Source organism: Rhodococcus sp. B10 (assembly GCF_011770055.1).
Lineage (GTDB): Bacteria > Actinomycetota > Actinomycetes > Mycobacteriales > Mycobacteriaceae > Rhodococcoides > Rhodococcoides kyotonensis_B.
The window spans coordinates 21,953-47,709 of sequence record NZ_JAAFYV010000042.1 but is presented as its reverse complement, the minus strand read 5'-3'; the positions used below and the strand labels follow the sequence as shown (position 1 = coordinate 47,709).

Below are 25,757 nucleotides of genomic sequence, written 5' to 3'. Positions count from 1 at the left end.
CCCCCACCCAGGGCCCCGGCCTCGACGACTCCGAGACGGCCCCCGCTCCCGAGCCAGCACCGGCGCCGGTACCGACCGTCCAGCGCAAGGCCATCGCTCCGATCGAAACCCCCGACGGCACGATCCTCGTCGGCGCCAACCCGGTCCCCTACGACCCAGCGATCGTCGACCCGACCTTCGCCCGCCAGTTCAGCAACACCGCCCAGGCCATACAGGCGGACGGCGGAAACTGGCTCGTCGAGCACGGATTCGCCGACGCACCCCGCGCGGACCGGATCGCCGCCGGAACGGTCGGCGGCGCCGTGACCGGAGCTGGTGCAGGTCTGGTCACCGGCCTCGTCCCTGGCGCGTTGATCACCGGCGGCGGCGCAGCCATCGGCGGTGGACTGGGTGTGGCTGCCACTCCGATCCTGACTCCGGCAATCATCTGGGGCGGTCCGATCGGATACGTCTTCGTCCCCGGCGCAGCAGCACTCGCTGGCGCTGGTGTCGGTGCGGCCATTTCGGCGCCGATCGTCGCCACCACCACGGCAGTCGGTGCGGTCGTCGGCGGGATCCTGGGCGGCGCAGCCGCCGGCGGCGAGGCCACGATCATCGAAGAGCCCGCCCCGCCCGCTCCGGAAGTCGACACACTCGAAGCACCGGCTCCCGGCCCGGCCGCCGATCAGCTGCCTGCCATCCCGGCACCACTGACCGCCGACACACCGGATTTTCTCGCGCAAGCCACGACTGCCGTGCAGGATCTCGAAGCCGCAGCAGCCCCGGCCCTGGAACAGGCCGCCGTCGACGTACCGGTCTGGACCGAACCGGTCCGTACCGCGGTCGACGGGTTCACCTCCGTGGTGCTCGAGCAGCCCGTGATCGCTGATGCCGCTGGCCCGGTTCTCGATCAAGTCAACGCCACCCTTGCCGGCCTGATCCCGGCCTGAATCTCACCAGTCACGCACTGCCTGAAAGCTTTTCACTGCCAGGAAGGATCCTCCCCAGATGTCGCGACGCTCCATGACATCCCCGATCGCTCGGGCCGCCGGCCCGAGCCGGTCGGGGATGTCGTCGGGTTCTTCATCCCGACCCGCCCCCACCACTCGTCCTCCGCGTCTGCGCCGGCGGTTGCTGTTCGCCTTCGCCGCCGTGTTTGCTCTGCTGTTCGGTGCGTTGATCGCCGTACTCACCGGCGACGACTCCGCCACCCCCGCAGCTGCAACACCCGCTGCCACCACGACCGCGGCGCCCGTCGCCACCACGACGGTCAAAGCCGGACCGGACTGCACGATGTCGGCCGGTGACCAGGACAGCGGCGAAGGCGTCATCGCCGCGTTCGAGCACGCCTACTACGTCCAGCGTTCCGGCACCGCCGCACACGCCCTGATCTCCCCGGATGCACCGTCGACGGCACCGTTCACCGTCGCCGCCAACCTCGACGCCGGTATCGCGACCGTCCCCGACGGCACTCGCTACTGCCTCGACCTCGACGCTCTACGCCCCGGTGTCTTCGCTCTCACCATCACCGAATCCAGCGCCGACGGCGTGCCCGGCACCCAGTACCGCCAACGCATCACCACCACCGAGGTCGACGGCCGCTACGTCATCGCCTCCATCGATGCCGCCTGAACCCCGAAAGCCCCTGCCAGCAGTACGAGATCTGCGAGAACACCGGCCGCCCGCGGCGGTGAGCAGCCCGACGAAAGGACCCCACACCATCATGACCAGCGCCTCCACCGAATGGGACACGGCCGCCGCCGCTGTCCGCGCCGCCGCCGACACCCTTCGAACCGCCGACACGGCCGCTCTGCGGTCCTGGGCCGAAAATTCCGGGCTGTTCAGTCGGTCGCTGTGGCCGAAGGTCAAACGCGAGCTCTACAAGCAGCTCGACCTCGACTACGACACCCTCCGCGCCCGCGAAGCCGAACAGGTCACCGATGAGGTCGCCGAAGCCGCCGCCGCGGCGCCGTTGATCGAGCTCCACGCCGCCGGCGACGAACGGGGCAGCTTCGCTGTCGTCGGCGACGGTGAGGACACAGCCTGGTACGGAACCTTCCACGCTAAGGACTCGGTGTTCCGGCTCGGCGATCAGGACTCCGCCGATGATTCTGCCGCCGGGAAAGCTGCGTTCCTTGCCGGCAAACTCCGCGACGAGCTCGGCGTCCCCGCGATCCGGCTGATCCTGCACATCACCAACCCGAACATCGACGGCACCCGCCTCGCTGCGGTCGCTGCGAAGCACGGCGTGCACCTCGAACGCCTCGACATCGCCGACGACAACCCCGCCGTCACCTGGTGCGAGGTCCCCGGACATCGTGCCTGGAAGGCAATCCGGCTCACCGACCTCCTCGTCGACGACCACGACATCGACGAGCAGAGCGGCGACCACGACCACGACACCACCGGCGATGACATCACCGCGGATGCGGTGGTGCAGTGATGGCCTCCCGTGAACCCACCCGACGCGACGACCCCGATCCCGCCGTCGACAGCACCGTCGCTTCTGCAGGCGACAGTGAGAACCCGGTCGCGGACTACCAAGCCGAAGCGGCGGTGAACCTGCGCAACCAGCGGCTCCGCCGCCCCGAACCCACCAGCGACCCTGCCGACATCGCCGCCGACGATGCCGCCCTGGCACCGGATCCGTACGGCGTCGGACAGGACGCGCTCGCCGCGATCGACGCACCCGACGTCGACCCGGAAACGCTGTACCGGGCGAAGATGTTCGACCGCCACGAAGAAGACCTGACCACCGAACCCGCAACGTGGGGACTGCGCGGCCGCCTCAATGCCGCGTTCGGAGCCCACATGCGGCCCAAGCACGTCTCCGCAGAGGTCCGGTTCCGCCAGTCCGTGCGCACCGTGCAGCAGCCGCTTCCGGGGTGCTCGGTGGTGTCGGTGATGAACCCGAAAGGCGGCTCCGGCAAGACGATCACCTCGATCATGCTCGGTGCGACGTTCGGCAAGCATCGCGGTCAAGGAGTCGCGGTGTTCGACGCCAGCGAATCCTCGGGATCTCTCGGGGACCGGGCTGCGCGGACCACCGACCCGGAGCTGACGGTGTGGGATCTGCTCGCCCACGCCGGCGAGCTGGCCTCCTCCTCGGCTGTGTCCGGATCACTGAATGCGTTCCTGCGGCGTCAGCCGACGATGGAAGACATTCTCGCGTCGGACAATTCGACGACCCAGTCTCGCAGCATCGGCTGGGACGAATGCGCCGCCGTCATGGCGGTACTGCGCCGGCACCGGGATCTGATCATCCTCGACACCGCCACGAACCCGCTCGCGGAGAACTGGCAGTGGGCGATCGAGCACTCCGATGTGTTGGTGGTGCCACTGCCGCTGCGGATGGACATCGCCAAACAGGTCTTCCTGATGCTCGACGGCATCGCCGCCCGCGGCAAACAGTATCTGCTCGCCTCGACGGTCATCGTCACCTGCATGACCCCGGATTCCTCCCCGGAGCTCTCGCAGATGATCTACGACGACCTGCGCGCCCTCGGTGTCCCGGAAGGGAACTTCGTCGAAGCTCCCTACGATGCGGCGCTGGCCCGCGGGGATCGGATCGTCTACAAGGACCTGCCCGCGTCCACCGTCGAGGCCTACACCAACGTCACCGCGCTGGTCGCCGACACCCTCGGCGCAGCCCGGCGCGCGGCGGCGTTCGAATACTCCGATTCCTTTGCGCCCGAGCCGGTCTACCGCCACCCGCCCGAGCAGCAGAACCTCTCCCAGCTCTCGCATTACGACAGTCGCCGCGACCGACGCCGCGGTGCCTGACTTTCTTTCGTCCGATTTCGTTCCGGTTCCAGCCTGCACAGGAGATGACATGACCACCGACGCCGCCCCCATCGGCCACCGCTGGCGACGACGACTCACCGCAGTCGGCAGTGTCGCCCTGGCCGCCGCGGTGATCCTGTCGTCGACCACGGTCGCGGGTGCAGCTCCGGCGAAGACCGCGACCGCCGGGTGCGCGAAGTACGTCGCCGTCATGACCCCTGGCACGTGGGAAACCACCGCGGCGGCGAACCCGGCCGTCCCGGTCGGGATGCTGAAGACAGTCGGTGACGCGCTGGAAGCGAAGTACGGCAACGACATCGACGTCCGCTACCCCGCATATTCGGCGTCGGCGTTCGATCAGGGCCGCACCTATGCCGACAGCAAGCAGACCGGCATCGACTCGATCATCAACATCCTCACCTCCGCCTGCGCAACCGCAAAGTTCCTCCTCGCCGGCTACTCCCAAGGCGCCGACGCGGCAGGGGATGTCGCCGCCGCGATCGGCAACGGCCGCGGCGTCGTCCCCGCCGGGAGGATCCTCGGCGTCGGCCTCGTCGCCGACCCACATCAGGGCACCGCCGGCGGCACTCTCGTCGGCCCGAAGGTCGACGGACAGGGCATCGGCGGTGTCCGGCCCGAAGGCTTCGGCTCCCTCGCACCACTGGTGCGCCAGCTCTGCGCCCCCACCGACCTGTACTGCTCCACCAACGCCGGATCCGACGGCCTGATCGCCGGCCTCGGGAAGATCCTCGCCAACCCCACCGACGGAGCCACCAGCTCGACGACAGCCGCCGCGGCGTCGGCGTCGGCGTCGTTGACGGTCGGGGCGAACACCCAGGGCGGCGTCACCGGGGCCTCGACAGCGGCAAGCGGTGGGCAGGCCGGCACCACCACCGCACGGGAGACGGCCGGTAGTGACTTCGGGTCCTCGCTCGTCTCGGACTTCTCCCGCGTCGACCTCGCGGGAGCTGCGAGCACCGTCTCGGGTCTGTCCGATCGCATCGGAGCGCTCCCGGAGACAGTCGGCGCGAACCGCACCCAGTCGCAGGTTGCCGGTGTCGAAGCCTCGGCCACCTCGCTCGCGAACACACTCGGCCCTGTCGCGGACGTGGCATCGGTGATCGCGGCGAACCCCGGCATCCGCTCCTCGCTCGACACCGCAGCGGACGGCTCCCCGGAGAAGCAGACCGCCGGGGTCCTCGATGCACTCGACCAGATCGACCTCCCGGCCACCATCGCCACCGCAACCTCCATCGCGGACGGTGCCGCGTCGATCCTCGGCGGCACCACTGCGGGCACCGGAGCGGGTCTGGCTGATTCCGCGGCCACCCTCAGCGGCCAGATCGCGCCCTTGCAGTCGGTGGCACCGGACGCGCTGACCTCAGCAACGCAGGTGCTCTCGATGCTCAAACCCAAGACCGTGGTCGGTCAGATCGTCAACGTCGCCACCGGATTCACCTCGCTGGACTATCAGGGCATCGTCGACAATCTCATCGCCCTCCCACAGGCCGTCGCCGCGCTGGATGTGCAGAACGCGCACCGCATCGCCGGGGAGCTGAACAACCAGTTCGCTCCGATCGTGAAGATGGCCGCCGGTATCGACCTGCACACCCTCGCCGGGCTCGTCGCCCTGATCCCCGACCCATCCGGGTCGGCGCAGATCGCCTCCCTCGTCCTCGGGTTGCTCGGCAATGTCGATGTCATCCGGCTCGCCAACAACGTCGGTGCCATTCAGGAAGTCGGCTGGAAGATCCTCGAAAGCGGAAACCTCGCCGCCGCAGCGGAACTGCTGCCCATCGGTCTCGACCTCGCCTCCGTCGCAGTCGGAGTGATCTCCGGTGGCGGAAGCAAGACCAGCCCCGATCAACTCGGCGCCCACACCCAGGTGACCGGGCAGTCCGCGGCGATCGGACAGCAAGCGAGCACCGGCGACTTCGCCGGTCTCGCAGGCTCGTTGGTCTCCCTCGCCTCCTCCCCCGGCGCCGGGGATCTGACCGAGCTCGTCGGCGCCGGCATCGATGCGGCGACGTTCTTCGCCTCCGGAGCGCACCAGTCCTACGCCGACTTCCAGATCGACTCCACCGGCCGTAGCGCACTGCAATGGCTGATCGACTTCTTCACCCAAAAGATCGGAGCCTGAACACCTCTTACACGCATGGTCCGGGTGCGCAGCACACGACCACACGCGGGAGCACAACCCACATTCAGCGAGACAGCACCACGCAAGTAGTTCACGTACGAGCAGTTCACGGTGTCCGGGCGGGCATCGATCACCTCGATCGACAAGGGATACAACACCGATGGCCACACACGGCGCACAGAGCGGAAAGACAGCAGGCGCAGTCAGCGCACTGCTGATCGCACTGATCGCCGCGACCGCCCTGTTCGGTGTCCTCTCCGGCGACCGCAAGCCCGCCGCCGACGACGAAGGCACCTGCCTCCCCGCCAACGGCGGAGGATCTCCTGTGCCGCATTCGGGGACAGTGGTCATGCCGCTACGCGAGGGCACCTACCAAGCGACGAGCCCGTTCGGTCCGCGCATCAACCCCGTCACCGGAGAAGACGAAGGCCACCAAGGCCAGGACTACTCCGCGCCAGCAGGAACCCCGATCTACGCCGCCACCGACGGCACCGTCGTCAAGGCCGGTCCCGCATCGGGATTCGGCAACTGGATCATCATCGACACGACAGTCGACGGACAGTCGGTGTCCACGGTCTACGGGCACATGAACGACGACGGTGTCGACGTCACCGAAGGCCAGACCGTGGCCGCGGGGGACCCGATCGGGAAGGTCGGCAACGACGGCCAGTCCACCGGACCGCACCTGCATTTCGAGGTCTGGCCCGGCACCCGGCTCGCCTCCGGGTCGAACGCAGTCGATCCGGTCGCCTGGCTCGCCGCATCCGGCGCCGGCGCCGGCGCCCCCACCGACTCAACCGATTCGCTCGCTGCCGGTCCCGGCACCACAGCGTCACCGTCGCCGTCATCCGCGCCGTCGGCGGGTCGGGCGTCGAGCCGCGACGTGAAGCTGGCGGCCGCGATCAAACCGGGCTGCGGACAACCCACCGGCACCACGGGCCTGCGTTCCGGGTCGATGCCGGCGGAGTTCGAGCCGTGGATCGTCAAAGCCGGCACCGTCTGCCCGGAGGTGACCGCACCGATCGTCGCCGCGCAGCTCGAACAGGAAAGCAGCTTCAACGTCGAAGCCCGCAACCCCTCGTCCGGAGCGGACGGCCCGGCGCAGTTCATGCCTGCCACCTGGGCTGCGAAGGCTGTCGACGGTGACGGAGACGGCCGCACCGACACCCGCAGCATCGCCGATGCGGTGATGACCCAAGCTGCGTACGACTGCGAGCTCGCGGGCATCGCGAAGGACGCTCTCGCCTCCGGGAAGATCACCGGCGACCTGACCGAGCTGTATCTGTCGATGTACAACTGCGGCCCCGGCGCCACCCTCTCCCAGGGCCGGGTCTGCCAGAACACCGAAACCCTCGACTACGTCGCGAAGATCCCGAAAGCCGCGGCCGAGAAGTTCGCCGTCGCCGTTCCTAATGCGGGTTCCGGCCTGGTGCCCGGTGGGCCGTTCGGGCAGAACGTCGTCGCTGCGGCGATGGCGTGGCTGGGCACCACCTACGCATGGGGCGGCGGTGACCGAAACGGCCCCACCCAAGGCATCAGCGACGGCGGCGGCCGCGCGGACATGATAAGCGACTTCGACAAGGTCGGATTCGACTGCTCCGGGCTGGTCCTTTACGCCGTCGCCCAAGCCTCCGGCGGCGCGATCGTGCTGCCGCATCAGGATTCGGCGCAGATCGCCGACCCACGCGGCCGCATCATCAGCACCCCTGCCGAGCTCGCGCCCGGCGACATCATCCAACCGCACTCCGGCCACATCTTCATCTGGCTCGGCAACAACCACGTCGTCGAGGCACCGCAATCCGGCGACGTCGTCAAAGTATCCGATTGGACCCCGCCGACCAGCGGCCTGACTGCACGGAGGTTCGGATGAACCACCCCCACACTCGCCTGGGCATTCTCGTGGCCACCGCGCTACTGACCGCAGTCATCCTCTCCGGCTGCGGACACGGCGGAACCTCGAAACCAGCAGCCGGGCCGTCGATTCCGGCGCAGCAATGGAACCCCGGCGACACGCCGCCGGAGTCGATCGACCCGATCCGGACTCCGCCGCCCGCAGCAACAACACTCCCCGACAGTGTCGACGTCGACCGCAGCGACCCGGACTCCGTCGCGGCCGCGGCCCTGACGATCTGGTTCACCTGGAACACCGGCGTCGACGCCGGCCCCGGCGATGCGGCCGCGCGCACCGCACCATTGCTCGCCGCCGACTACGCCCGCGAGATCACCGCCACCACAGCGCAATCGAGTCCCGGTGCGCAGTGGCTGTCCTGGGCGGGTCGTAGCGCGGTCCTGACTCCCTCACTCGTGGTCGACGACGAGCCGACACCGCCGCAAACCGATGATGCCGCCTACCGGGCCTACCGGCTCACCCAATCCGTCGACGGTGCTCCCGTCGCCGACACCGTCGTCGCGGTCGTCCTACGCCGCGGCCCCACCGGGTGGGAGGTCAGCCGCATTCACACATGACTCACTTCCGCTCTCTCCTCTCACATTCAGCCCTGAATCGTCTCTCGAAAGGACCACGATGACCACCCCCGCAACACTCACCACCGATCGGCGCCGCCGGATCCGCCGAACTCTCACCGTATTAGCTATGACCGCAGCAATGGTCTTGATCACCCCCGGCATCGCGTCCGCACAGATAGCAAACCCCTTCGAAGGAATCACCCCGGACATCGGGATATTCGGGCCCGCCCTCAACACAACCTGGAAGCGATGGTTGGCCGGAGCGTGGGGTGCATGCATGGCGATCGCGAGCTACTTCGTTCTTACGTCGTTCCTGAAATTGCGAAAAGCGCGCAACCGCGGAATGTCTACTGACTTGTCGGACGCCTCCGACGATCTACGGTTCGCGCTCCTGTCACTTGCCGGCATTGCCAGCATCTCGCCCATCATCGGCGGCCTCATTTACTTCGTCCAGCCCGCAGCCTGACCCCACACACCCCCAACCGACCCGGCATCCGAAGGAGAGACACCCATGGGAACCGACTACCGCACCGTCTCGGCGAACTCGACCAGCCCCGCCCTTACCGAGCCCGATCGGCAGCGCACGCCGCAACACCGCGGCCCGATCCTCGCCATCGTCGCCGGCGCTGTCGCAGTAGCGCTCTCGCTCATCCTCGTCATCACCTTCGCCGGGCAGTCTGCAGACGGCGGCGACGCCGGCAGCGATGCGATCCACGCCGTCCACGGACCCACGACCGTCAACAACGGTGTGCCCAGCGGATACACCCGCGACGAGCAAGGCGCATCGACCGCAGCAGTGAATGTGCTTCAGGCCTTCGATCAAGCCAGCCAAGGCCGCGTCGACATGAACGATGTCCGCTCGACGATGATCGCGGCCGACCCCGGTGCGGAGCTGGCCAGAGAGGTCGAACTGGGCAGCAACCGGGATCTGAGCGAGGACGTGATGAACACCCTGCCCGCAGCAGTACACGTCTCCTCGTTCTCCCCGGATGCCACGCAGATCTCGGTGTGGACGATGACCACCACGCAGTCCGACCTCAACGGCACCGGAACGGTGGCGGTGAGCACTTTGTGGGCCACCACCGACATCTCACTGGTCTGGCAGGACGGGGACTGGAAGGCCCAGCACTGGTCCTACCGGCAGGGCCCGCGTCCCGAAGATGCCTCCTACCCGGCCGCTGATTCCGCGCTCGGCGGCCAGCTGACCGCGGGCTACTACACCTTCTACATCGACTAGGAGAGAACATGATTCGCCGACTCGTTCTCGTCGTCGTCGCCGCTCTCGCAGCACTGTTCGGACCGGCCGCGATCGCCGCAGCGCAACCACAGCCCGTCCCCGAACCGGGAGCGGTCACCGGCCAGCAAGCGGCATCGAAGCTGCCAGAGAACTTCCCACAGAATCTGCGCAAATTCATCGGCGGCACCGAAGAATTCAAGAACGGGCCGTGGTTCAACGGAAACTGCCGCGACCACGGCGGCGATCTCGGCCTCTACATCTCACAAGCCCTCACCGCGGAGAACCGACTGCTGTACTGGACCGCACCGGACGAGCAGAAGATCGACATGGTCGGCGGCGCCACCCTCACCGCCGGCAACGAAAGCGAAGCGGTCGGCACCGTCGATGCCGCCAAGAAGGCCATCGAAGACGGTGACGAGCCGCCCGAATCCGCTCTGCCGACAGTGTTTCCGGCCGGCGATTCGAGCTTTCATCCCCCGACCGGGACCTGCGCGGGCGACCTCGCACGCTGGGGCACCACCGAGTGGAGCACCTGGGGCTTCGCCTGGGCCGGCACTCCGGACGCCGATTCACTGACCGCGATCAAGCACCTACCCGGCGCCGAAAAGGTTCCCGACGCTGCGTGGTCGGATCCCTGCTCCGAGGGCTCCGGTGATCAGTACTGCATGCACGCCTTCTTCGTCGACTGCGGCCAGGCAGACCGGGCTGATGCGAGCCGCTGCCAGGACTGGAATCTTGCCATCGGCCGGTTGTTCGCCGGCACCGCGAACTGGATCGATCAGAATACCGGCTTCACCGACCGGATCGGTCAAGCACTGAGCATGACCATTCAGGCCACCCCGCAGTACAAGCTCGGCAAGGCCTACGTCCAAGCCTTCTCCTGGGTCGCCGGCACCGTCGGTGATGTCGTCGACTTCGTCAAAGACCCGGCCACCGTCATCGACGACTGGGCCAACTCCACCAAAGCCGGCGCCCTCTCCCTCACCGACGCAGTCCTACGCGGGCTGACCTCCACCGGAGACTTCGACCCCACCCAACCGTGGTTTCTGACCTGGTATGCCGTCTCGACCGGCATAGGAATCATGGTGATGTCGTTCGCGGTGCTGATCGCCATCACCCGATCCCGGCAGAAAGGCTCCCCCAGCGAGCTCGTCGCCAACCTATTCGGCTACCTCCCCGCCGGGATCGTGATGATGATCTTCTCCCTCATCGGAGCCCAGTTCCTGCTCGAGATCGCCAAAGTCCTCACCGACGGCATCACCACAGCGAGCGGCTCGACCATCACCGAGACGGTCGACAACATCTATGGCTCGATGTCGGCGATGAACGACGAAACGATCGTCGGCGGCTCCATCGTCGGATTGATCTTCTTCGGCCTGCTGCTGCTCGGCGCGATGTCGGTCTACATCGGCCTGCTCCTGCACCAGATCGGGCTGCCGCTGGCTGCGTGCATCGCCGGGATCGGCTACGGCATGTGGGTACACCCCACCTGGCGGGTGAAAGCACTACGCCCGGTCCTGACGTTCGTCGGATTGGTGCTGAGCAAACCACTGTTGTTCCTGCTGATCACCGTCGTCCTGGCCGGCGCCAACAACGCGTTGCTCTCCGGCGGCGGCGGGTCCGGTGATCTGACCTCGCTCGGCTCACTGGCCTTGGTCGCAGCGTCGATGATCCTCGTCGGATTCGCGCCCTGGGCATTGCTCAAGTGGGCACCGATCCTGCCGACGAAATCGGATTCCGAAGGATTCGGATCCGGCGGCGGCTCCATCGCGGGCGGTGTCGTCGGAGGGTTGGGTAGCTCGGCGCTGTTCCAGAATCGCAGCGGCGGCGGGAAGCGAGTATCGGGCGGAGGCAACTCCGGTGGTGGACGCTCCACCCCGTCGGGCAGCGGATTGGCCAACACCGGTCACGCCGCACACTCGCCGCACTCGCGGCACAACGGCACCGCCGCGACTGGATCGGTCGGTCACACTCCAGGACCCGGCAGCCACGGCGGGGCGGGGCGTGGTGGGTCCGCGCTCGGGATGGCCGGGCGTCTCGGCGGCAAGCTCGCCAAGGGCTCAGTCGGAGCTGCTGCTGCCGCGGGCGCGGTCGCGGCGCCGATCGCAGCGCAGGCCGCGTCGGCCGCGATGAACAAAGCCAAAGCCGGCGCCGAGTCCTCGGCCGCCGAATCCGAAGGTAGGTGAGCTGATGAGTACCGATACCACCCACGACAGCGTCCAACGCACCTCGATTCTCGGGGGTGAGATCGCCCGCCGCGGGATGACCGGAGTCGCCGTCCCCGTCTTGATCGCCTGGTCGGCAGCCTTGGTCCTCGGCGTCATCGGCTATTTCGTCATCGGCGGCGGAACCCTCGCTGTCGGTATGGTCGCCGCCCTCTACATCACCGTCTTTCTCACGACGTTCGAGTTCAACGGACCGTCCTACGCAGCATGGAAACTGCACACGCTTCGCCGGGTGACGCGGATGCGCCGCGGGGAGCACGTCTTTCGGCACCCTTCCGATCCCGCGTTCGGGCAACCCGGTCTCGATCCGGGTTGGGAGTACCCGGTGCCGCTCGGGCGCACCGAGCCCCTCGACGTCGCCGGCACCGGCTTGGACGAGATGTTCATCGTCCGTACTGCCAATCCCGGTGAGCGCCCGTACTACACCGTTGTTCTCGCTGTCCAAGGTCTCGCAGGCGGTCTGCGGACCGACGCGGCCTGGGCGAGCACCTCGGACAAGTTCGGCAAGTTTGCGGCCTCACTGGCGAAACAGACCTCGTTGATCCGCGGCCTGCAGATGCTGCACCGCTCCATCCCGGCCGATCTGACGATGCACGAAGACTGGGTCGAACAACGAGTCGAGGCTCTGGGCGATATGCGGTTGAAAGCGCCGGTGGCCTCCTACGGGAATCTGCTCGACACCATGCGCCCGCACACCGAAGAACACCGTGCCTACGTGGTGCTCAAGATCCCGCAGACCGACCTGCTCGACGCCGCAGCATTCCGGGCGGCGGGCGGGAAGAACGCGCGCTACGAAGGCGGTGTCGCACAAGTCATTCGCGACGAGACGATGCGGGCAGTGAGCCGACTCGTCTCTGCCGGGTTCGGACGGGTGGAGGTCCTCGGCGAGCAACGCACCTGCGCGGTGATCCGGGCGTTCATCGACCCGACCTATCGCCTTGATCGCCACCAAGGCGCTCGCTGGTCGAACTGCTGGCCGTCCTACATCGGCGGCACCGACTCCGCTGTGATCTCCGGGCGTTGGCACACCCGGGTCGGAGTGATACCACCGGCGAGCATCGAACCGGTCGAGCTCGGCCCGTTGTGGCTTGCTCCGCTGCTGACCTACGTAGCCCCCGATCCCGGCGACGACGACACCGCCCCGTCGCCGACGATCCGCACCATCAGCGTCCGAATGGATTTCGTGCGCGACCGTGTCGCCCGCGACATCGCTGCCAAAGACTTCACCCAGGATCTCGCCGCGCAAGCAACGCAGGAGAAGAAGGGCAAGACCGGCGACGGATCGAGTGAAGTGATGACCAGCGCCTCGGCGCGGCGCCGCGAAGACCTCAAACCCGGATCCGGTCATCACGGCGTCATCTACTCCATGACCATCGCCGTCACCGGCCGCGACGAGGACGACCTCGAACGGGCCTGCATGCGCGTAACCGAAGCCGCCGATGCCTCGGCGATCAAGACCATCGACTGGCAGGACGACAACCATGACGTCGCCCTGTTCGCCACCCTGCCCCTCGGCCGCGGACTGGCCGTCACCCGATCGAGCAAATAGGCCAGGAGCATCCGACATGGCACCGAACACCACCACCCGCACCGCTACCCATGCGCGGCCGCCGGCACGTAGTCGCAGTCGCCTGTTCGGCGACGCTCCGCCGCAGCGTCTCGGTGACGGGCAGAAAGTTCTCGACGCCGTCGAGACCGCCCCCGCCGCTCCTCAAAAGATCACACGCAGGAAGCCGCCTAAACGCAGGAAGCTCCTCGACCGGTTCGGCTGGTACGAACCCCGCCCGGAAGGGGCGTGGAGCACCACCCGGCAAGCCGAAGCACTCAACCTCGCCATCAGCCGCCGCAGTGTCCGGCATCAAGGACCGGTCACCGGGCTGAACCGGATCTCGAACGATCTGGTGATCACCGACCCGTTCGAGCTATACGGCACCGACATCTCCAACATCAACGTCTGCGTCGTCGGCGACATCGGCAAAGGCAAGTCCTCGCTGATCAAGACCGCATCGTGCTGGCGGCAGCTGATCTTCGGCCGCCAAGTCGTTGTCATGGACAAAAAACGCCAGGGCACCGAAGGCGAATATTCGATCTTCGCCCGCACCCTCGGAGTCGAATCGGTCCGCTTCAAGACCGGTGGCGGCGGGGCGCGCCTGAATCTGCTCGATCCAGCGATCACCACCGGCGGCGAGCATGCCGGAGGCCTCGACGGCGTCACCCCGGCCGGGCAGGAAGCTCTCGTCATCGCGGTCCTCGCCGACACGATGGAACGGCCCCTGTCGACCGCGGAGAAAAGCGCTGTCGGTCGCGCCCTCGCGCTCGTCAACGAGGAAGCCGCAGCGACCGGTCGTGAACCGGTCCTCGAGGATCTCGCGCGCAGGCTCGTCGAACCCCAACCCGGGGATGGTGACTACTTCGGTGACCGGTGGGCGCAGCGTTCGCTTGAATGGGGCTACGAAGCAGGCCTAGCCCTACTCCGGCTGGTCGACCGCGACCTCAAAGGCCTCGTCGACGCCCCCACCTCACCGGAAGTACGGGCCGCGCTCGAGCACCCGTTCGCACACTTCGACATCTCCGCCCTGCCCACCGAAGGCCCCGCGCTGCGGGTGGTGATGACGGTCATCAACACCTGGCTCGCGAACCTGTTGGCCGCCCGATCCTCCCTCTCCCGTCAGACCATCCTGATCGTCGAGGAAGGCTGGCACGTCGCCGAAGGCAGCACCGGACGAGTATTCCGATCGAATATGAAACTCTCGCGCGGACTGGGCTTGTCGACCGTCTCGGCGTTCCATCACCCTTCGGACATGTCCAAGGACTCTCCTGCTCGCGCGCTCATGCAGGAAGCGGGAATCGTGTTCCTCTTCGCGCAGGAACGCTACGACGACGCCCGCGAAACCGCCGAAATGTACCACCTGCCACCGGGATCGGTGGAGATCATCATGGGCCTCGGCCAAGGCGAATGCCTGGTCAAGATCGGCTCCGCCGACCCGATCCTCATGGAACACGTTCGCTCCCCAGAAGAGATCGCACTCACCGACACCGACACTGCCGTGAAAGGACCGAGATCCGCATGAGCACCGATTACACTGCACAACATCCCATCAGCGCGCAGATGCGCGAATATACCGACGACTTCCTCGAAGCACACCAGGACGCCGAAGGCGAAGCAATCTCCTGGGTCCTCGGCCACTTCGGATTCCTGGACTGGGACACCATCTTCAGCCTGTCGGTTGCCCAACAACACAAGATCATCGACGCGACGCACCCCACAGGATGGAACGGGTTCGTACTCGAACAGAGCTCACGGGTCTTCGACGCCGCCACGCTCGCGTTCATCGAGGGCGGTGGCGTCGAGTTCCAATCGGACTCCCCACTGCCCGAAGGCCCCATGCCCTCCGACTGCTGGCGCGCACTCGGGCTCATGGCCGCGCCTTCGTCCGCTGCGATGGCCGAGGCCCGAGGCTGGCTGGCAGACTGCGGCGTCGATGAAGACTTTCTCGACGAACTGCACGATTGGCAGATAGCACGCCTGGTGATGCGCCACTACGAGGGCGGTTGGAATGCCTTCGTTCTGGCAGGCGGCGAGTTCGACCCCATCGTCTTTCCATCGGAAGAAGCGAACTGATGGGTCAACGTCAGGCTCCCCCGCGGCCGCACGATCCGATCATTCCCTCCGAGGCGTTGACCATCGCGGCGTTCGTCGGAGGTGTGCTGTTCGCAGCCCTTGGCGGCGGCATGGTCTCGTTGATCGTCTCCGGCAACGTCGTCGCGATGCCCGCCGGCGGCGGGGAGATCGCGAGGATCTTCATCGGACTGTTCACCCACCCCAGCGATCCGGCGGCCGGGTGGCCCGAGGGTGCGCAACCCGGCCCGGCATGGGTGACCTGGACGTGCATCCTCGTGCTGGGGACCGCCTATGCTGCGGTCGCGGTGTGGATCGACTCGGAAGTCGACGACTGGCACTTCCGGAAGCAGCAGTCCGAACGCGGGTTCGCCACCCGTAAGGATCTCGCGCGCGCCGGCATCGACGAAAAGAGCGTCCGGAAGGCCGCAGTCGCGACCCGCGCCTCACTCAAAGACATCAAACCCTCACGACTGGACGCGAGCGAAGTCGCGATCGCATTGGGAGACAACGTCGTCGACCCTGATCGCAGGGTCTACCTCAAACAGAACGACTGCATGTTGGTGCACGGTGTCACCGGTTCCGGTAAGACCTGGCGGCTGGCGTATCAACGCTGCATGGACGCCCCCGGACCGCTGGTGGTGACCACCACGAAAGTGGATCTGATCTCCGCGACCTACCTGTGGCGCGAGACGCTCGGGACGATCGCGATTTTCGATCCGGAGAACATCACCGGCTGGCCCGACCCGATCCGCTGGTCGATCCTCTCCGGCTGCCAGGACCCCGACGTCGCGATCCGCCGAGCCAAGGCGCTGGTAGGCGCGATGCCGATGGGAGACACCACCAACGGCGGCTACTGGGAAGACAAAGCCGTCGTCCTGCTGCGCTGCTACCTCCACGCCGCCGCCGTCAGCGGAGCGAGCCTGGGCAAGCTCCGGGTCTGGGTCAACTCCCGCAAGGGCCGCGAACCGCGCGAGATCCTCGCCCGGTCGATGCCTGACTGGGAGAGCGAGCTTTCCCAGATCCTCGACTCTAGATCGGACTCCTCCGACGATATGATCGGAGCAGCCAGCCGCCTCCTCGCACCATTGGCGTCGCCGGCGCTGCTGCGGGCCGTCGACGTCCCGGTGCGTGAGTCGTTCGACCTCGAGCAGTTCATCCGGTCCGGCGGAGACACCCTGTATCTGGTGTCGAAAGGCAAGGACAACTCCGCGGCGCCGTTCATCGCTGCCCTGGCCTCGGAAGTGCACTATCTCGCCGATCGGTACTCCCAGACGTTGCCCGGTGGGCGTTTCGATCCGCCGATGCGGTTCGAGCTCGACGAGGTCAACAACGTCGCCCCTATTCCCGGTCTGCCGGATCTGATGTCGGACTCCGGTGGCCGCGGGATCACCATTCACGCCTACGCCCACAACGAAGAGCAGAACAAACTGCGGTGGGGACCAGTGGCAGGCAAGATGTTCGCCGACAACTCCCCCGCCCGGATCATCCTCCCCGGACTGAAAGGCGAAGAGCTGCAATCGCTGTCGCGGTTGCTCGGCGACCGCTACGAATGGCAACCCTCGGGCAGCAAACAAGCCGGCCCCACTCTGCGGGAAGTTCCGATCATGACGCCAGCGGAGATCCGGACGATGGAACCCGACCACGGACTGCTGATCTACCGGGGTGCCCCGCCGATCCTGGTGCACCTGCCCTCGGTCTGGGACGACAAGCACTCCCGCACCGCAGTCCTTGCCTCGCAGAAGGCCTTCGATAGCATCGTCGACTCCGGCCACGTGCCGGTCGATCGTGCGCGCGCAGTGGTTCTCGACAAGGTCAGTGACGGGACGACGCTGTCGTGACGACCCCTGCACCAGAATCCGGAATGGACCAGCTCGCACCCTCTAGGTTCACGTGGCGCTACCTCGACCACGTGCAAGCGCGCCAGTTGTGGGATGAACTGATCGACTGGGTCAACTGGATCCGCGACCGCTACGAGCTCGACACCAAGATCCCGCCGTGCTGGTACCGGCACAGTCCCGTCGTCGAAGAACTCTCCGCCTTGATGGTGGCGTGGACCGACGCCTACTACCGGGGCGATGAGTACCGCGACGATCTCACGGCCTGGCACACCCAATGGTTCTGGCCGGCCATCGAAAGAATCAGGAAGGTCAGTGACTTCGACACCTGCACCCACACTCGGTGTGACCATCAGCCGGTGACACCGGCGACACTGCCGGGCATCGACGAGTTCGTGGCCGCCGACATCACTGGCCGCCCCGAACCCGCACCCACCCCAGCACCACCGACACCGGCGCCACCGGCCGGTTCGTCGGTGATCGACATCAGCTCGGCGCAGGAGGTCCGGTCGATCCCGGAAGCGGACATGGAGACCGCCATCGAGGCCGGTCTCGCCGAACCCGTCGACCCCGCCGATCCGGACAGCGCGGTGACGTTCGAGGACATCGACTGGACCTACAACACCCGCCTCGGCGCGTGGGTGCCGGCGACCTGACGCGGCACCCGAAAGCCCGCGGCCCGAAAGTCCGCAGCGACAGGCGACCGAATCGTCGTATCCACCCGCCCGGCTACGACGAAAGGTTCGGCTCGGATGTCGCTGCGGCTCCGGCCGTAGGGGCCGTCGACCCACAAGTGCCAGTACGTCCACCCGCCCGGACGTACACGCACCTCGGCGGCTCGAAAAGGAAAGATGCTCCGCACTCGATCGATGTCGAGTGCGGAGCATCTTTCACGTGCAGTGGGTGTCGACACCTCACATCGAGGGACGCCGGTGATCCATCGTGTGGGAGGAGAAGGGTTCGATCCTGCGCGGCTGGGGGTGTTGCTGTGCAATCGGTTTCGCCTGCGGCGGTGTAGGTTCGCGGCGGATTCCGCGGTCGACGGTGTGCTGCTGGGCGGCGCGACGGCGCAGGTCCGCATCGGTCAGATCCATTGCAGGGAGCAGACGGTGAGGCGTCAGGGTCGCAGGTTTCGCGGCGTCAGCCCATTCCTGCGTGCGCGCCCGGGACATGTCGCTCGAGAAAGTGTGCTTGCGGTTGTCGTACTCCCTGAACAGGTCGGCTTCTGACTGGTGGGGCAGGATCGTCCACGGCTTCTCGACGATACTGTGCCAGTCTGCTGCTGCTCGGTCGAAGTCGGCGACCACCTTCTGTGTGGCTGCCCCTCCCGGCCAGGTTCGAAGTTCCGCGATCCGTGCTTGTTCGGTCCACTCGCTGGTCTGTCCTGCAATTAGTTGATCCGGCCGCGCCCCACGAAACTCGGTGTTTCGGAGACGATTACCGAGATCATGGCGCAGGGCGTCGGCGTAGTGATCGAGTGCTGCGCGGCGACCGGAAAGCACGCCCGCGTCGAGGTCGTGATTGAGGAACGCGCGGTCCCGACGCACGGCTTCCATCTGGAACACCGCACCGACGTGCTCGACGTGGAGGTCGCCGTACCAAGCGAGCGTTGCATCTGTATCCAGCTGGCTGAGCGTCGACGCCGGTATCTCAATTCCGGTGTCGCCGCGGACGTTCTTAGCTAGTTCGTCAGGACTGTGCATGTGTTCCCACTGCTCACCGGCGACTCTCCCGTTACCGTCCGGTGACGGGTACGAAGACGCCTCCACCATCGCGTGGAACGCTGGCATCGACAGATCGCTGACGGTCGGAAAGTCCTTGTGGGTGCGCGGCAGTTGTAGGACGTCCTCGACGTGTGTGTACAGCTCGTCGGTCAGTCGAGGTCGGCTGCTCCACAGCAATAGGGCGCCCCTGTCCGCCGTGGGGAAGGTGTGGAAAGTCCCGTCCATTTCGTGGATTGGTCGTCCTGACTGAGTGGCGGTGAGCTCGACTAGTCGGTAGGGGTCTTGTTCGGGAATGTAGAACGCCATCAATAGCTCCTCGTGTGTGAGATGGGAGCGCGAACCGGTTCGGGCTCGATTCACGCTGCGGCATCGTGCTTCTGGCCGATGGTGCTGCTGGCGTGGTCGGGCTTCTGGGTTCGGTGAGGGGCGCGAGGTGAACGGTTTATATGCGTGGGCCGCGGTGCGGTCCGGGGCGGCGTGCTTGTTGTTGGCGTAGTTGTTCGCGGCGTTCGGCTTTGCGTTGTTCGGCGAGGCGTCGTTGCTCGGCGGCGCGTTGTTCTGCTGCCTCGCGACGTGCTCGATCGGTGAGCACTGCTGGATCGACGGCAGGTACTGGCGGCGGTGTGACCGGCGAAGTTTCGTGGGCACCGGCGTCGACGGTCTCACGAACACTGAGTGCGTTGATACGGGCGTTGACCTGATCCCACGCCGACGCACTGTCCCCGTGCTCGGGCCGATCTCCGATGAGGGTTCGGGCGCTGTCGATGCCGAACTGTTCGCGGTAGGCACCGACTTGGGCGGCGGTGAGCTGCCAGGCCAACTTGTCTGCCGGTGCATCGGGGATCTCGCCCAGGTGCACGGTCCAGTCGGGTCGCTCGTCGACGGCATGCTGTCCGAGTTCGCGGGTGCGGTCGGCGATTTCGGTGTAGCGGCGCCGGCTCCATGCGGTCAGTTCCGGGTCGACTCCGTCGCGCTCCTGCATCGGCGGGAGGATCCAGGTCGGCGCGGCGGGGTTGCGGGCGTCGCGGCCGAGAGGCCACCGTCGTTCGGCGTCGGCGAGCAGCTCGGTCGTGGTCGGTTCGGGACCGTCGGCGCCGCGCTGTAATTGTGCGATCGCCGCGTGCGGGTCCTTTCCTGCCCGTTCGACGTTGCGGAGTTGCGCGGCGAGGCGTTCCCAGCTCTGCTCGTCGGCGACGATCGTGTCGGCGTGTGCACCGAAGCGTTGTTGCAGAGCCGCTTGCAGGCGCGCTCGCCACGCGGTCTGCTCGTCGGCGCTGTCGTCGATGCGGCGTTCGAGGCGCCAATGCATCACCGCCGACAGTGACTCGGCGGTGTCGAGTTCGCGTTCACCGCGGGCGGAGGACAGGGTCGGTGCTGCGTCGAGCCCGAGGTGCTCGGTGCGCCGGTACTGCCGCACGAAGGAGTCCCATTCCGCTTCCCCGGTCATCTTCGCGGCAAGTGCCGGTCCCATCTGCTCGCGGACGATCGCTTCGATGCGGTGACCGTCGATCAGGTCGTCGGCGTAGCCGTAGCCGGCGACGTTGTAGTCCAGGCGCAGATGCGCAACCTCGGCGTCGCGTTGTTGTTCGGTGGCGGAGGTGTCGGAGCCGTCGCGGCCGATGACGGTGCGTACGACTTCGTCGGCGATTTTCTTGTCGGGGTGCACGTGGATCAGGTGGGGGTCGACGATGCGGTCGATCGGCACGTACAGGTTGTTGTCGAATCGTCCGCGGCTCAGTGCGACGTACAGCGCTTGCCGGTTCATGGTGTCGTCGACGAGGACGTGGACGGCGTCGACGGTCATGCCTTGGGAGCGGTGAATGGTGGTGGCGTAGCCGAGCTCGCAGTGGTCGCGGACGTACTCGGCGGGCAGTCGAACCTGACCTGCTCGGTCGAGGTACTTCACCGTCAGCGAGCCGTCGCGGTGCGCGGTCTCCACCGTCCACAGGTCGCCGTTGTCGACGCGTTCCCCGCGGGTGCCGGTGACGCGCAGTTCGCTGTTGTTGAGTCTGGTGACGATGGTGTCGCCCTTGGATGCGCGGAGGCCGTCGGAGAGTTCGTTGCCGCCGTGGGCGACGAGTCCCCGTGCGATGCGGTCGGTACGGGCGCGGTCGTTGAGGTCACGGACGGTGGTGTTGCTGTTGGCGATCATCACCGATGCGATGTCGCTGTCGCGGTCGGCGGACCATGCAGTGAAGACCTTCTCGGCGAGCTCGTCGGCCATACCGTGTCGCACGCGGTCTTTCGCGGCGTACCAGGCGGCCACAGAAGTATCTCCCTCCCGCAGGCGCAGGGAGATCTCGGCTTCCTCTTTGTCGTGGAAGCGGTGCACGTCGACGAGTTCGGGAGCGGTAGTTTCGGCGGCGATCAGGCGCAGTGCGCCACCCGTGTCGACGGCGGCGAGTTGCTGCGGGTCACCGAGCAGCCGCACGACGGCGCCGCGTTCGGCGGCGATGCGGGTGAGCTGGTCCAGGTTGTGGGTGGAGGCCATGCCTGCTTCGTCGACGAGGATCATCGCCGCGGCGGTGATGCCGGTGTCGAGGCCCATTCGATGGCGGGTGAGGACGTCGTCGATGGTGCGTCCGGTGACACCGAGTTCTTCACCGAGGACGCCGGCGGCTTTCGCCGAGGGTCCGAGGGCGACGACGTCGTATCCGGTTGCGCGCCAGGCATCGACAGCGACGCGCATGGCGGTGGTCTTGCCGGTGCCGGCCGGTCCGATGCCGTCGCTGAGCAGCGCCCCGGAGAACAGGAAATGTTCGACGAGTTTCTTCTGATCGGCGCCGAGTTCCCAGCCTTTGCGGGCCGTGTGCGCGGCCAGCGCTGCGTGGTACGCGTGAGCGGGTGCCATGACGGCGGTCGGTGTGTGGGCGGCTCCGACGAGCCGTTGTTCGGCGGCAAGGATGGCGGTGCTGGTGTAGGTCTGGTTGCCGTGGACGGTCAGGATCGAGGCACCGTCGGATCGTTGCAACGCCGCCGGGGCGGCGTCGACTTGGCGGGTCAGTCGGATCGAGTGTGCGCCGAGTGCTGCTTCGGTGATGCGTTCGGTGAGATCGTGTCGCGCGGTTTCGGAGTCGAAGACGATGCCGCGTAGTTGGCGTTGCACTTCGGCGTCGATGTGCCAGCGGTTCCAGGTCGCGCGTTGCTGCGCGACGCGTGCAACAACGGTGGCGGCGACCTGATGGTGGTCGATGTCGTCTGCGTTCGTTGCTTCGACCGAGTGGCCGGTGCTCGCAGCCAATGCCCGTGCCAGTGTTCGTTTCCCGATGCGATCGACGGCGCGGCTGTGCCATTCGGCGCGTTGCGCAGCAAGCGAGGTTGCGGGCGGTTTCTGCTCGCGGGTTTCCAACGTTGCTGTGTCCGCGAGGCGCATCTGCATCGCCTTGGACGGGTCTTTGCCGTGCGCTTTTCGGTACTCCCCGACGAGCTGCTCGAGACGACGTTCGATGGCATCGCGGCGGGAGAACTCACGGAGCAGTTCCGGCGGAATACCGTCGATCTCCCGAACAGCTCGTTTGCCGGCACCGGCGCCGGGGCGGTCGGAGAATGTCGCGCCGAGTTCGCGGTTGACGTACTCCTCGATCAGGGTGTTGTACCGCTCGGACGCGGCGACGGCGAGCTTGTGCAACACGCGCCCGTCGAGGCTGCGCCATTTACCGTCGACACCTTTCACTTTGGTTGAGATGGCGACGTGGGTGTGCAAATTCGGATCGCCGTTGCGGTTGTCGCGGTGATCGAACCGCGTGTACATAAGCCCGGTGGACTCGATCTGTCCGACACCGGCTTTGCCGACGCGGGTGTAGGAAGCGTTGTCTTCGACCCAGCCGATCGCGTCGGTGACCGCTCTGCTGTGGGCACGTTCGATGCCGCGTCGAGTGTCGTTGTCGGCGAGGCCCCACAGCACCGACACTGATTTCACGGGGGTGAACACGCAGTCGTAGCCGGCGACGGGTTGGCGTTCGCGCCGTTTCTGCGACGCGATGTAGCGGGTCAGCTCCGCTTCGGAGGCGGGCGAGCGCCCGACCTCTCGATGGAACTCGTCGGCGCCGAGTCGGTAGCGGATCTGCTGACACTCATCCGCTGAGAGAGCACGTCCGAACGTCTTGTGATCGCCTTCGATTTCAGCACGGATCCGCTTCGTCAGCGGTACCTCGTTGCGGTACACCGCGAACCGTCTACCCAGCCGCACGCTGTCCACCGCGTCGTCCGCGGTGGCACCATCGGCGATGAGTTTTGCGGTCATCGCCTCCGCTTCGGGATGCAACCCTTCACCGAACAAGGCTTTCATCTGATCCTCGCGTACCTGACCGTCGACGCCGAGTTCCTCGGTTACCCGGCCGCCCCACATTCCGGGCGGAGCGCCCTCCGCGGTGTAGTAGTCGGTGAGACTCTGCCCCTTCTCGAGGCTGGTGTCACCGACGGCGACTTCCCGTGTGAGATAGGTGTATCCGTCCCCGGCGTGCAGCGGATGGACGGTCATCATGTCGACACCATAGGCGCTCGCCGCCCCATAGTCACTAGTAGTGCAAGAGGTGTGTGGGGTTTGGTGCTCGAAAATTGTGGGTCATGAAAAGTTGTCGGATCGTGATTCTGCCAGCTGATTGGAACGTGAGGAACGGCGGTGGACGAATCAGGACGAATGACATTGACGATCAACACGATCGGGAGAACAGATCGAATTCACTGGCCCTTCTGGGCGCGGCGAATTCGCGATACCGTCAAGCACATGAGCCAATTCCCGAAAGCGACCTCGAGCGCGCGTGAGCGTGCGAGAAAAGCGAACGCCCACCGGTTGGCCGATGCTCGCGAGCGATTGAAGAATCAGGAAGCGGACTTGGTCTCGTACTTCGACGCGACCCGCGACGAAGACAAGATCGAGGACGACTTGGCCGAGAAGATCGACAAGCTCCGATCCGCCGCACGCGTAAAGCTCGAAGATGCGCGCGGTCGGCGCGCCTCGGCGCTAGCGGCCCTCAAGGCGCGCGGCGAAACCTACAGTGCCGTCGCATCCCTCGTGGACATTCCGGTAGCCGAGGCGACCAAGTTGATTCGGTCCACTCGGCGCGCACCTGTGCCGTCCGGCCGAGCCGTGGACGAGCAGTCGGCTGCGCCGCGTCCGGATGCCGGCGAGGACTCGGCGGATCCTGCGGCCGCTGCGCCGGATTCGACGCTAACGTCCGACGGTGCCGACGCGTCGGCATCGGCCAGGGACGTGGCGTAGTTGGGCGACTGCACGACATTAGTGTTACTCCGCACGCGGGCGACCAACGGGATCGAACGCACAACGCACTGGCAGTGCAAGATCGAGCGTTTCCCACAGGCTCGGAGAGCAGCCACTCACCTGATCGGTGGGCGCACGGCGCCCGCGATCGTCATTCCGTCGCGTCCGCTGCGCAACCGGCGGGCTCGTGCATACCTGGCGTGTCGGTGCCGGCGTGTGTACTGAACGTAGTCCGCACTACGCAGCACTCATCGAGGGGAGGTGAATCTCGTGATCGGATGGATTGTCGTTGCCGTCGTCTGTGCGGCGGCGTTGCTACAGGCCGGTGCAACGGACACCGGGTGGCGGTTCGCTCCGCTGCGCGCAACGGGACTCGTTGCCACGTGGATCTTTCGGATCGTCGTTGCCGTCGCCGGTGTGGCGGTTGCACTGATCGTCGGAGTTGCGGCCGGCGCGTTCCGTAGCAACATGTGAACGTTGCTGTCGCGCAACGAGGCCTGATACGAGCGTCGCCTTCGCGCATGCTGCAGGGTCGACGGCATCCTTCGCGGCGCCGAGCAGGGTCATTCACGCAGATGAACCTACGGACGTCGACGCGGCTTCCCCTGTGGGTGTTGCAGTGCGCGTGCGACGATGTTCGCCGGTCGTGCGGACTGGCCGCATCGAAGTTGTGGAGGAGATCCTCGTGACTGCCCCTGTCGCCTCCGGGCTCGCCATGAAAACGCGCAACCCGTTCGCCGTCTGGATCGGCCTGCCGCTGATCACGCTCGGCATCTATCACTTCGTCTGGTACTACAAGATTCACCGCGAGATGGCCGAGTTCGATCGTCGGCGCAACGTTCCGGTCGCAGGGCCGATGTTGGTCATTCTGTTGCTGGGGTGGACCGTCATCGCGCCGCTGGTGAGCTACTTCAACACCGGCAACCGAATCAAGGACGCGCAACGTGCCGCGGGCATCGAACCGACCTGCAGCCCTGTCGTCGGACTGCTGCTGTGTTTCGTCTTCGGGCTGCAGACGCTGTACTACCAAGTGCAGCTCGACAAGATCACCGCTCATTACGGCCCGGTCGAACCGGGCACCGTCGTCGCCCTTGCCGCATAACCGCTCACGGTGCAGCCTGTTCGATGATCACCTGACTGTCGACCGTAGTGCGCTGCGGTCAGACCGCGAGCGACTGTGCGTTTTCGTACACCCACCGGGGAAGCTCCGGGCACGCCGTGATTCCAACCGCGAACTGCCTATCGGCGCACTGCACCGCCGCCGCGGGAACCTCTGACACGTCGACGCACGTGAGGATGCGGGCGACGATAATCGTTCCGCCGTCGTGCGGCACTCGCACGGCCGTCGTTCCGGTCGCGCGGCCCTCGATGTATCCGGCGGTGAGCCTGTGGCACTCCCACGACGCGTCCGGACCGAAGAAGTATCCGAGGGTCTCGTCGAAGCTGGGGCCGAACAGCGCGCCGCGGTCGGTGTCTATTCTTGTCGGCATCGATTGTCCTTTGTTGTGGGTGTGTTCAAGGGTGT

General features: G+C 66.5%; 21 protein-coding genes. 18 read left to right on the top strand and 3 right to left on the bottom strand.

Translation table 11 applies throughout. The features are described from left to right. From RhoFasB10_RS22725 to RhoFasB10_RS22655, 15 genes are all read left to right on the top strand, one after another. On the top strand, positions 1-929 hold a 929-nt coding region (locus RhoFasB10_RS22725), incomplete at its 5' end, for a hypothetical protein (protein ID WP_167678740.1). A 73-nt stretch (positions 930-1,002) separates the two neighbouring features. Then, positions 1,003-1,611 (top strand): hypothetical protein, encoded by a 609-nt coding sequence (locus RhoFasB10_RS22720; RefSeq protein ID WP_240931410.1) that lies wholly within the window; start codon positions 1,003-1,005, stop codon positions 1,609-1,611. 91 nt (positions 1,612-1,702) lie between these two features. Next, the gene (locus RhoFasB10_RS22715; protein WP_240931409.1) at positions 1,703-2,422 is read left to right on the top strand and encodes a hypothetical protein; all 720 of its coding nucleotides are present in this window, start codon (positions 1,703-1,705) and stop codon (positions 2,420-2,422) included. Continuing rightward, entirely contained in the window at positions 2,422-3,762 is a 1,341-nt protein-coding gene (locus RhoFasB10_RS22710) for a ParA family protein (RefSeq protein WP_167678738.1), read from the top strand. Before RhoFasB10_RS22715 ends, RhoFasB10_RS22710 begins: the two co-directional genes overlap by 1 nt. Positions 3,763-3,811: 49 nt before the next feature. Further along, a complete protein-coding gene (locus RhoFasB10_RS22705) occupies positions 3,812-5,902 on the top strand; it encodes a cutinase family protein (protein ID WP_167678735.1) in 2,091 nt (696 codons plus the stop codon). A gap of 160 nt (positions 5,903-6,062) precedes the next feature. Beyond that, on the top strand, positions 6,063-7,772 hold the full coding sequence (locus RhoFasB10_RS22700) for a peptidoglycan DD-metalloendopeptidase family protein (RefSeq protein WP_167678733.1): 1,710 nt from the start codon (positions 6,063-6,065) through the stop codon (positions 7,770-7,772). Further along, on the top strand, positions 7,769-8,368 hold the full coding sequence (locus RhoFasB10_RS22695) for a hypothetical protein (protein ID WP_206031238.1): 600 nt from the start codon (positions 7,769-7,771) through the stop codon (positions 8,366-8,368). Before RhoFasB10_RS22700 ends, RhoFasB10_RS22695 begins: the two co-directional genes overlap by 4 nt. 58 nt (positions 8,369-8,426) lie before the next feature. After that, the gene (locus RhoFasB10_RS22690; RefSeq protein ID WP_167678731.1) at positions 8,427-8,834 is read left to right on the top strand and encodes a hypothetical protein; all 408 of its coding nucleotides are present in this window, start codon (positions 8,427-8,429) and stop codon (positions 8,832-8,834) included. A 45-nt stretch (positions 8,835-8,879) separates the two neighbouring features. Continuing rightward, complete coding sequence (locus tag RhoFasB10_RS22685; protein WP_167678729.1) at positions 8,880-9,605, top strand: hypothetical protein; 726 nt, start codon at positions 8,880-8,882, stop codon at positions 9,603-9,605. 8 nt (positions 9,606-9,613) lie between these two features. Then, positions 9,614-11,791 carry a hypothetical protein gene (locus RhoFasB10_RS22680; RefSeq protein ID WP_167678727.1) on the top strand — a complete coding sequence of 726 codons (2,178 nt, stop codon included), beginning with the start codon at positions 9,614-9,616 and terminating at the stop codon, positions 11,789-11,791. A 4-nt stretch (positions 11,792-11,795) separates the two neighbouring features. Further along, positions 11,796-13,379 (top strand): SCO6880 family protein, encoded by a 1,584-nt coding sequence (locus RhoFasB10_RS22675; RefSeq protein WP_167678725.1) that lies wholly within the window; start codon positions 11,796-11,798, stop codon positions 13,377-13,379. A gap of 16 nt (positions 13,380-13,395) precedes the next feature. Then, positions 13,396-14,901, top strand: coding sequence for an ATP/GTP-binding protein (locus RhoFasB10_RS22670; RefSeq protein ID WP_167678723.1), 1,506 nt, complete (start codon positions 13,396-13,398; stop codon positions 14,899-14,901). Continuing rightward, positions 14,898-15,452 (top strand): hypothetical protein, encoded by a 555-nt coding sequence (locus RhoFasB10_RS22665; protein ID WP_167678721.1) that lies wholly within the window; start codon positions 14,898-14,900, stop codon positions 15,450-15,452. Before RhoFasB10_RS22670 ends, RhoFasB10_RS22665 begins: the two co-directional genes overlap by 4 nt. After that, on the top strand, positions 15,452-17,290 hold the full coding sequence (locus tag RhoFasB10_RS22660) for a TraM recognition domain-containing protein (RefSeq protein ID WP_167678719.1): 1,839 nt from the start codon (positions 15,452-15,454) through the stop codon (positions 17,288-17,290). Before RhoFasB10_RS22665 ends, RhoFasB10_RS22660 begins: the two co-directional genes overlap by 1 nt. Beyond that, positions 17,287-17,943 (top strand): hypothetical protein, encoded by a 657-nt coding sequence (locus RhoFasB10_RS22655; protein WP_346764466.1) that lies wholly within the window; start codon positions 17,287-17,289, stop codon positions 17,941-17,943. The genes RhoFasB10_RS22660 and RhoFasB10_RS22655 overlap by 4 nt, the downstream gene beginning before the upstream one ends. 258 nt (positions 17,944-18,201) lie before the next feature. On the opposite strand, the gene RhoFasB10_RS22650 is transcribed toward RhoFasB10_RS22655, so the two are convergent. Together RhoFasB10_RS22650 and mobF are read right to left on the bottom strand one after the other, a co-directional pair. Further along, the gene (locus RhoFasB10_RS22650) at positions 18,202-19,236 is read right to left on the bottom strand and encodes a hypothetical protein (protein WP_167678717.1); all 1,035 of its coding nucleotides are present in this window, start codon (positions 19,234-19,236) and stop codon (positions 18,202-18,204) included. 217 nt (positions 19,237-19,453) lie between these two features. After that, positions 19,454-23,494, bottom strand: a complete 4,041-nt coding sequence (mobF, locus tag RhoFasB10_RS22645; protein WP_167678715.1) for a MobF family relaxase — start codon at positions 23,492-23,494, stop codon at positions 19,454-19,456. Positions 23,495-23,737: 243 nt separating this feature from the next. Between mobF and RhoFasB10_RS22640 the strand changes: the two genes are divergently transcribed. The 3 genes from RhoFasB10_RS22640 (at position 23,738) to RhoFasB10_RS22630 (ending at position 25,334) form a co-directional block, all read left to right on the top strand. Continuing rightward, a complete protein-coding gene (locus RhoFasB10_RS22640) occupies positions 23,738-24,232 on the top strand; it encodes a hypothetical protein (RefSeq protein WP_167678713.1) in 495 nt (164 codons plus the stop codon). A 270-nt stretch (positions 24,233-24,502) separates the two neighbouring features. Then, positions 24,503-24,706, top strand: a complete 204-nt coding sequence (locus RhoFasB10_RS22635; protein ID WP_167678711.1) for a hypothetical protein — start codon at positions 24,503-24,505, stop codon at positions 24,704-24,706. Positions 24,707-24,917: 211 nt separating this feature from the next. Beyond that, on the top strand, positions 24,918-25,334 hold the full coding sequence (locus tag RhoFasB10_RS22630) for a DUF4234 domain-containing protein (RefSeq protein WP_346764465.1): 417 nt from the start codon (positions 24,918-24,920) through the stop codon (positions 25,332-25,334). A gap of 58 nt (positions 25,335-25,392) precedes the next feature. Here the strand turns inward: RhoFasB10_RS22630 and RhoFasB10_RS22625 are convergent, their stop codons facing one another. Further along, on the bottom strand, positions 25,393-25,722 hold the full coding sequence (locus RhoFasB10_RS22625) for a hypothetical protein (RefSeq protein ID WP_167678708.1): 330 nt from the start codon (positions 25,720-25,722) through the stop codon (positions 25,393-25,395). Positions 25,723-25,757: the final 35 nt, after the last annotated feature.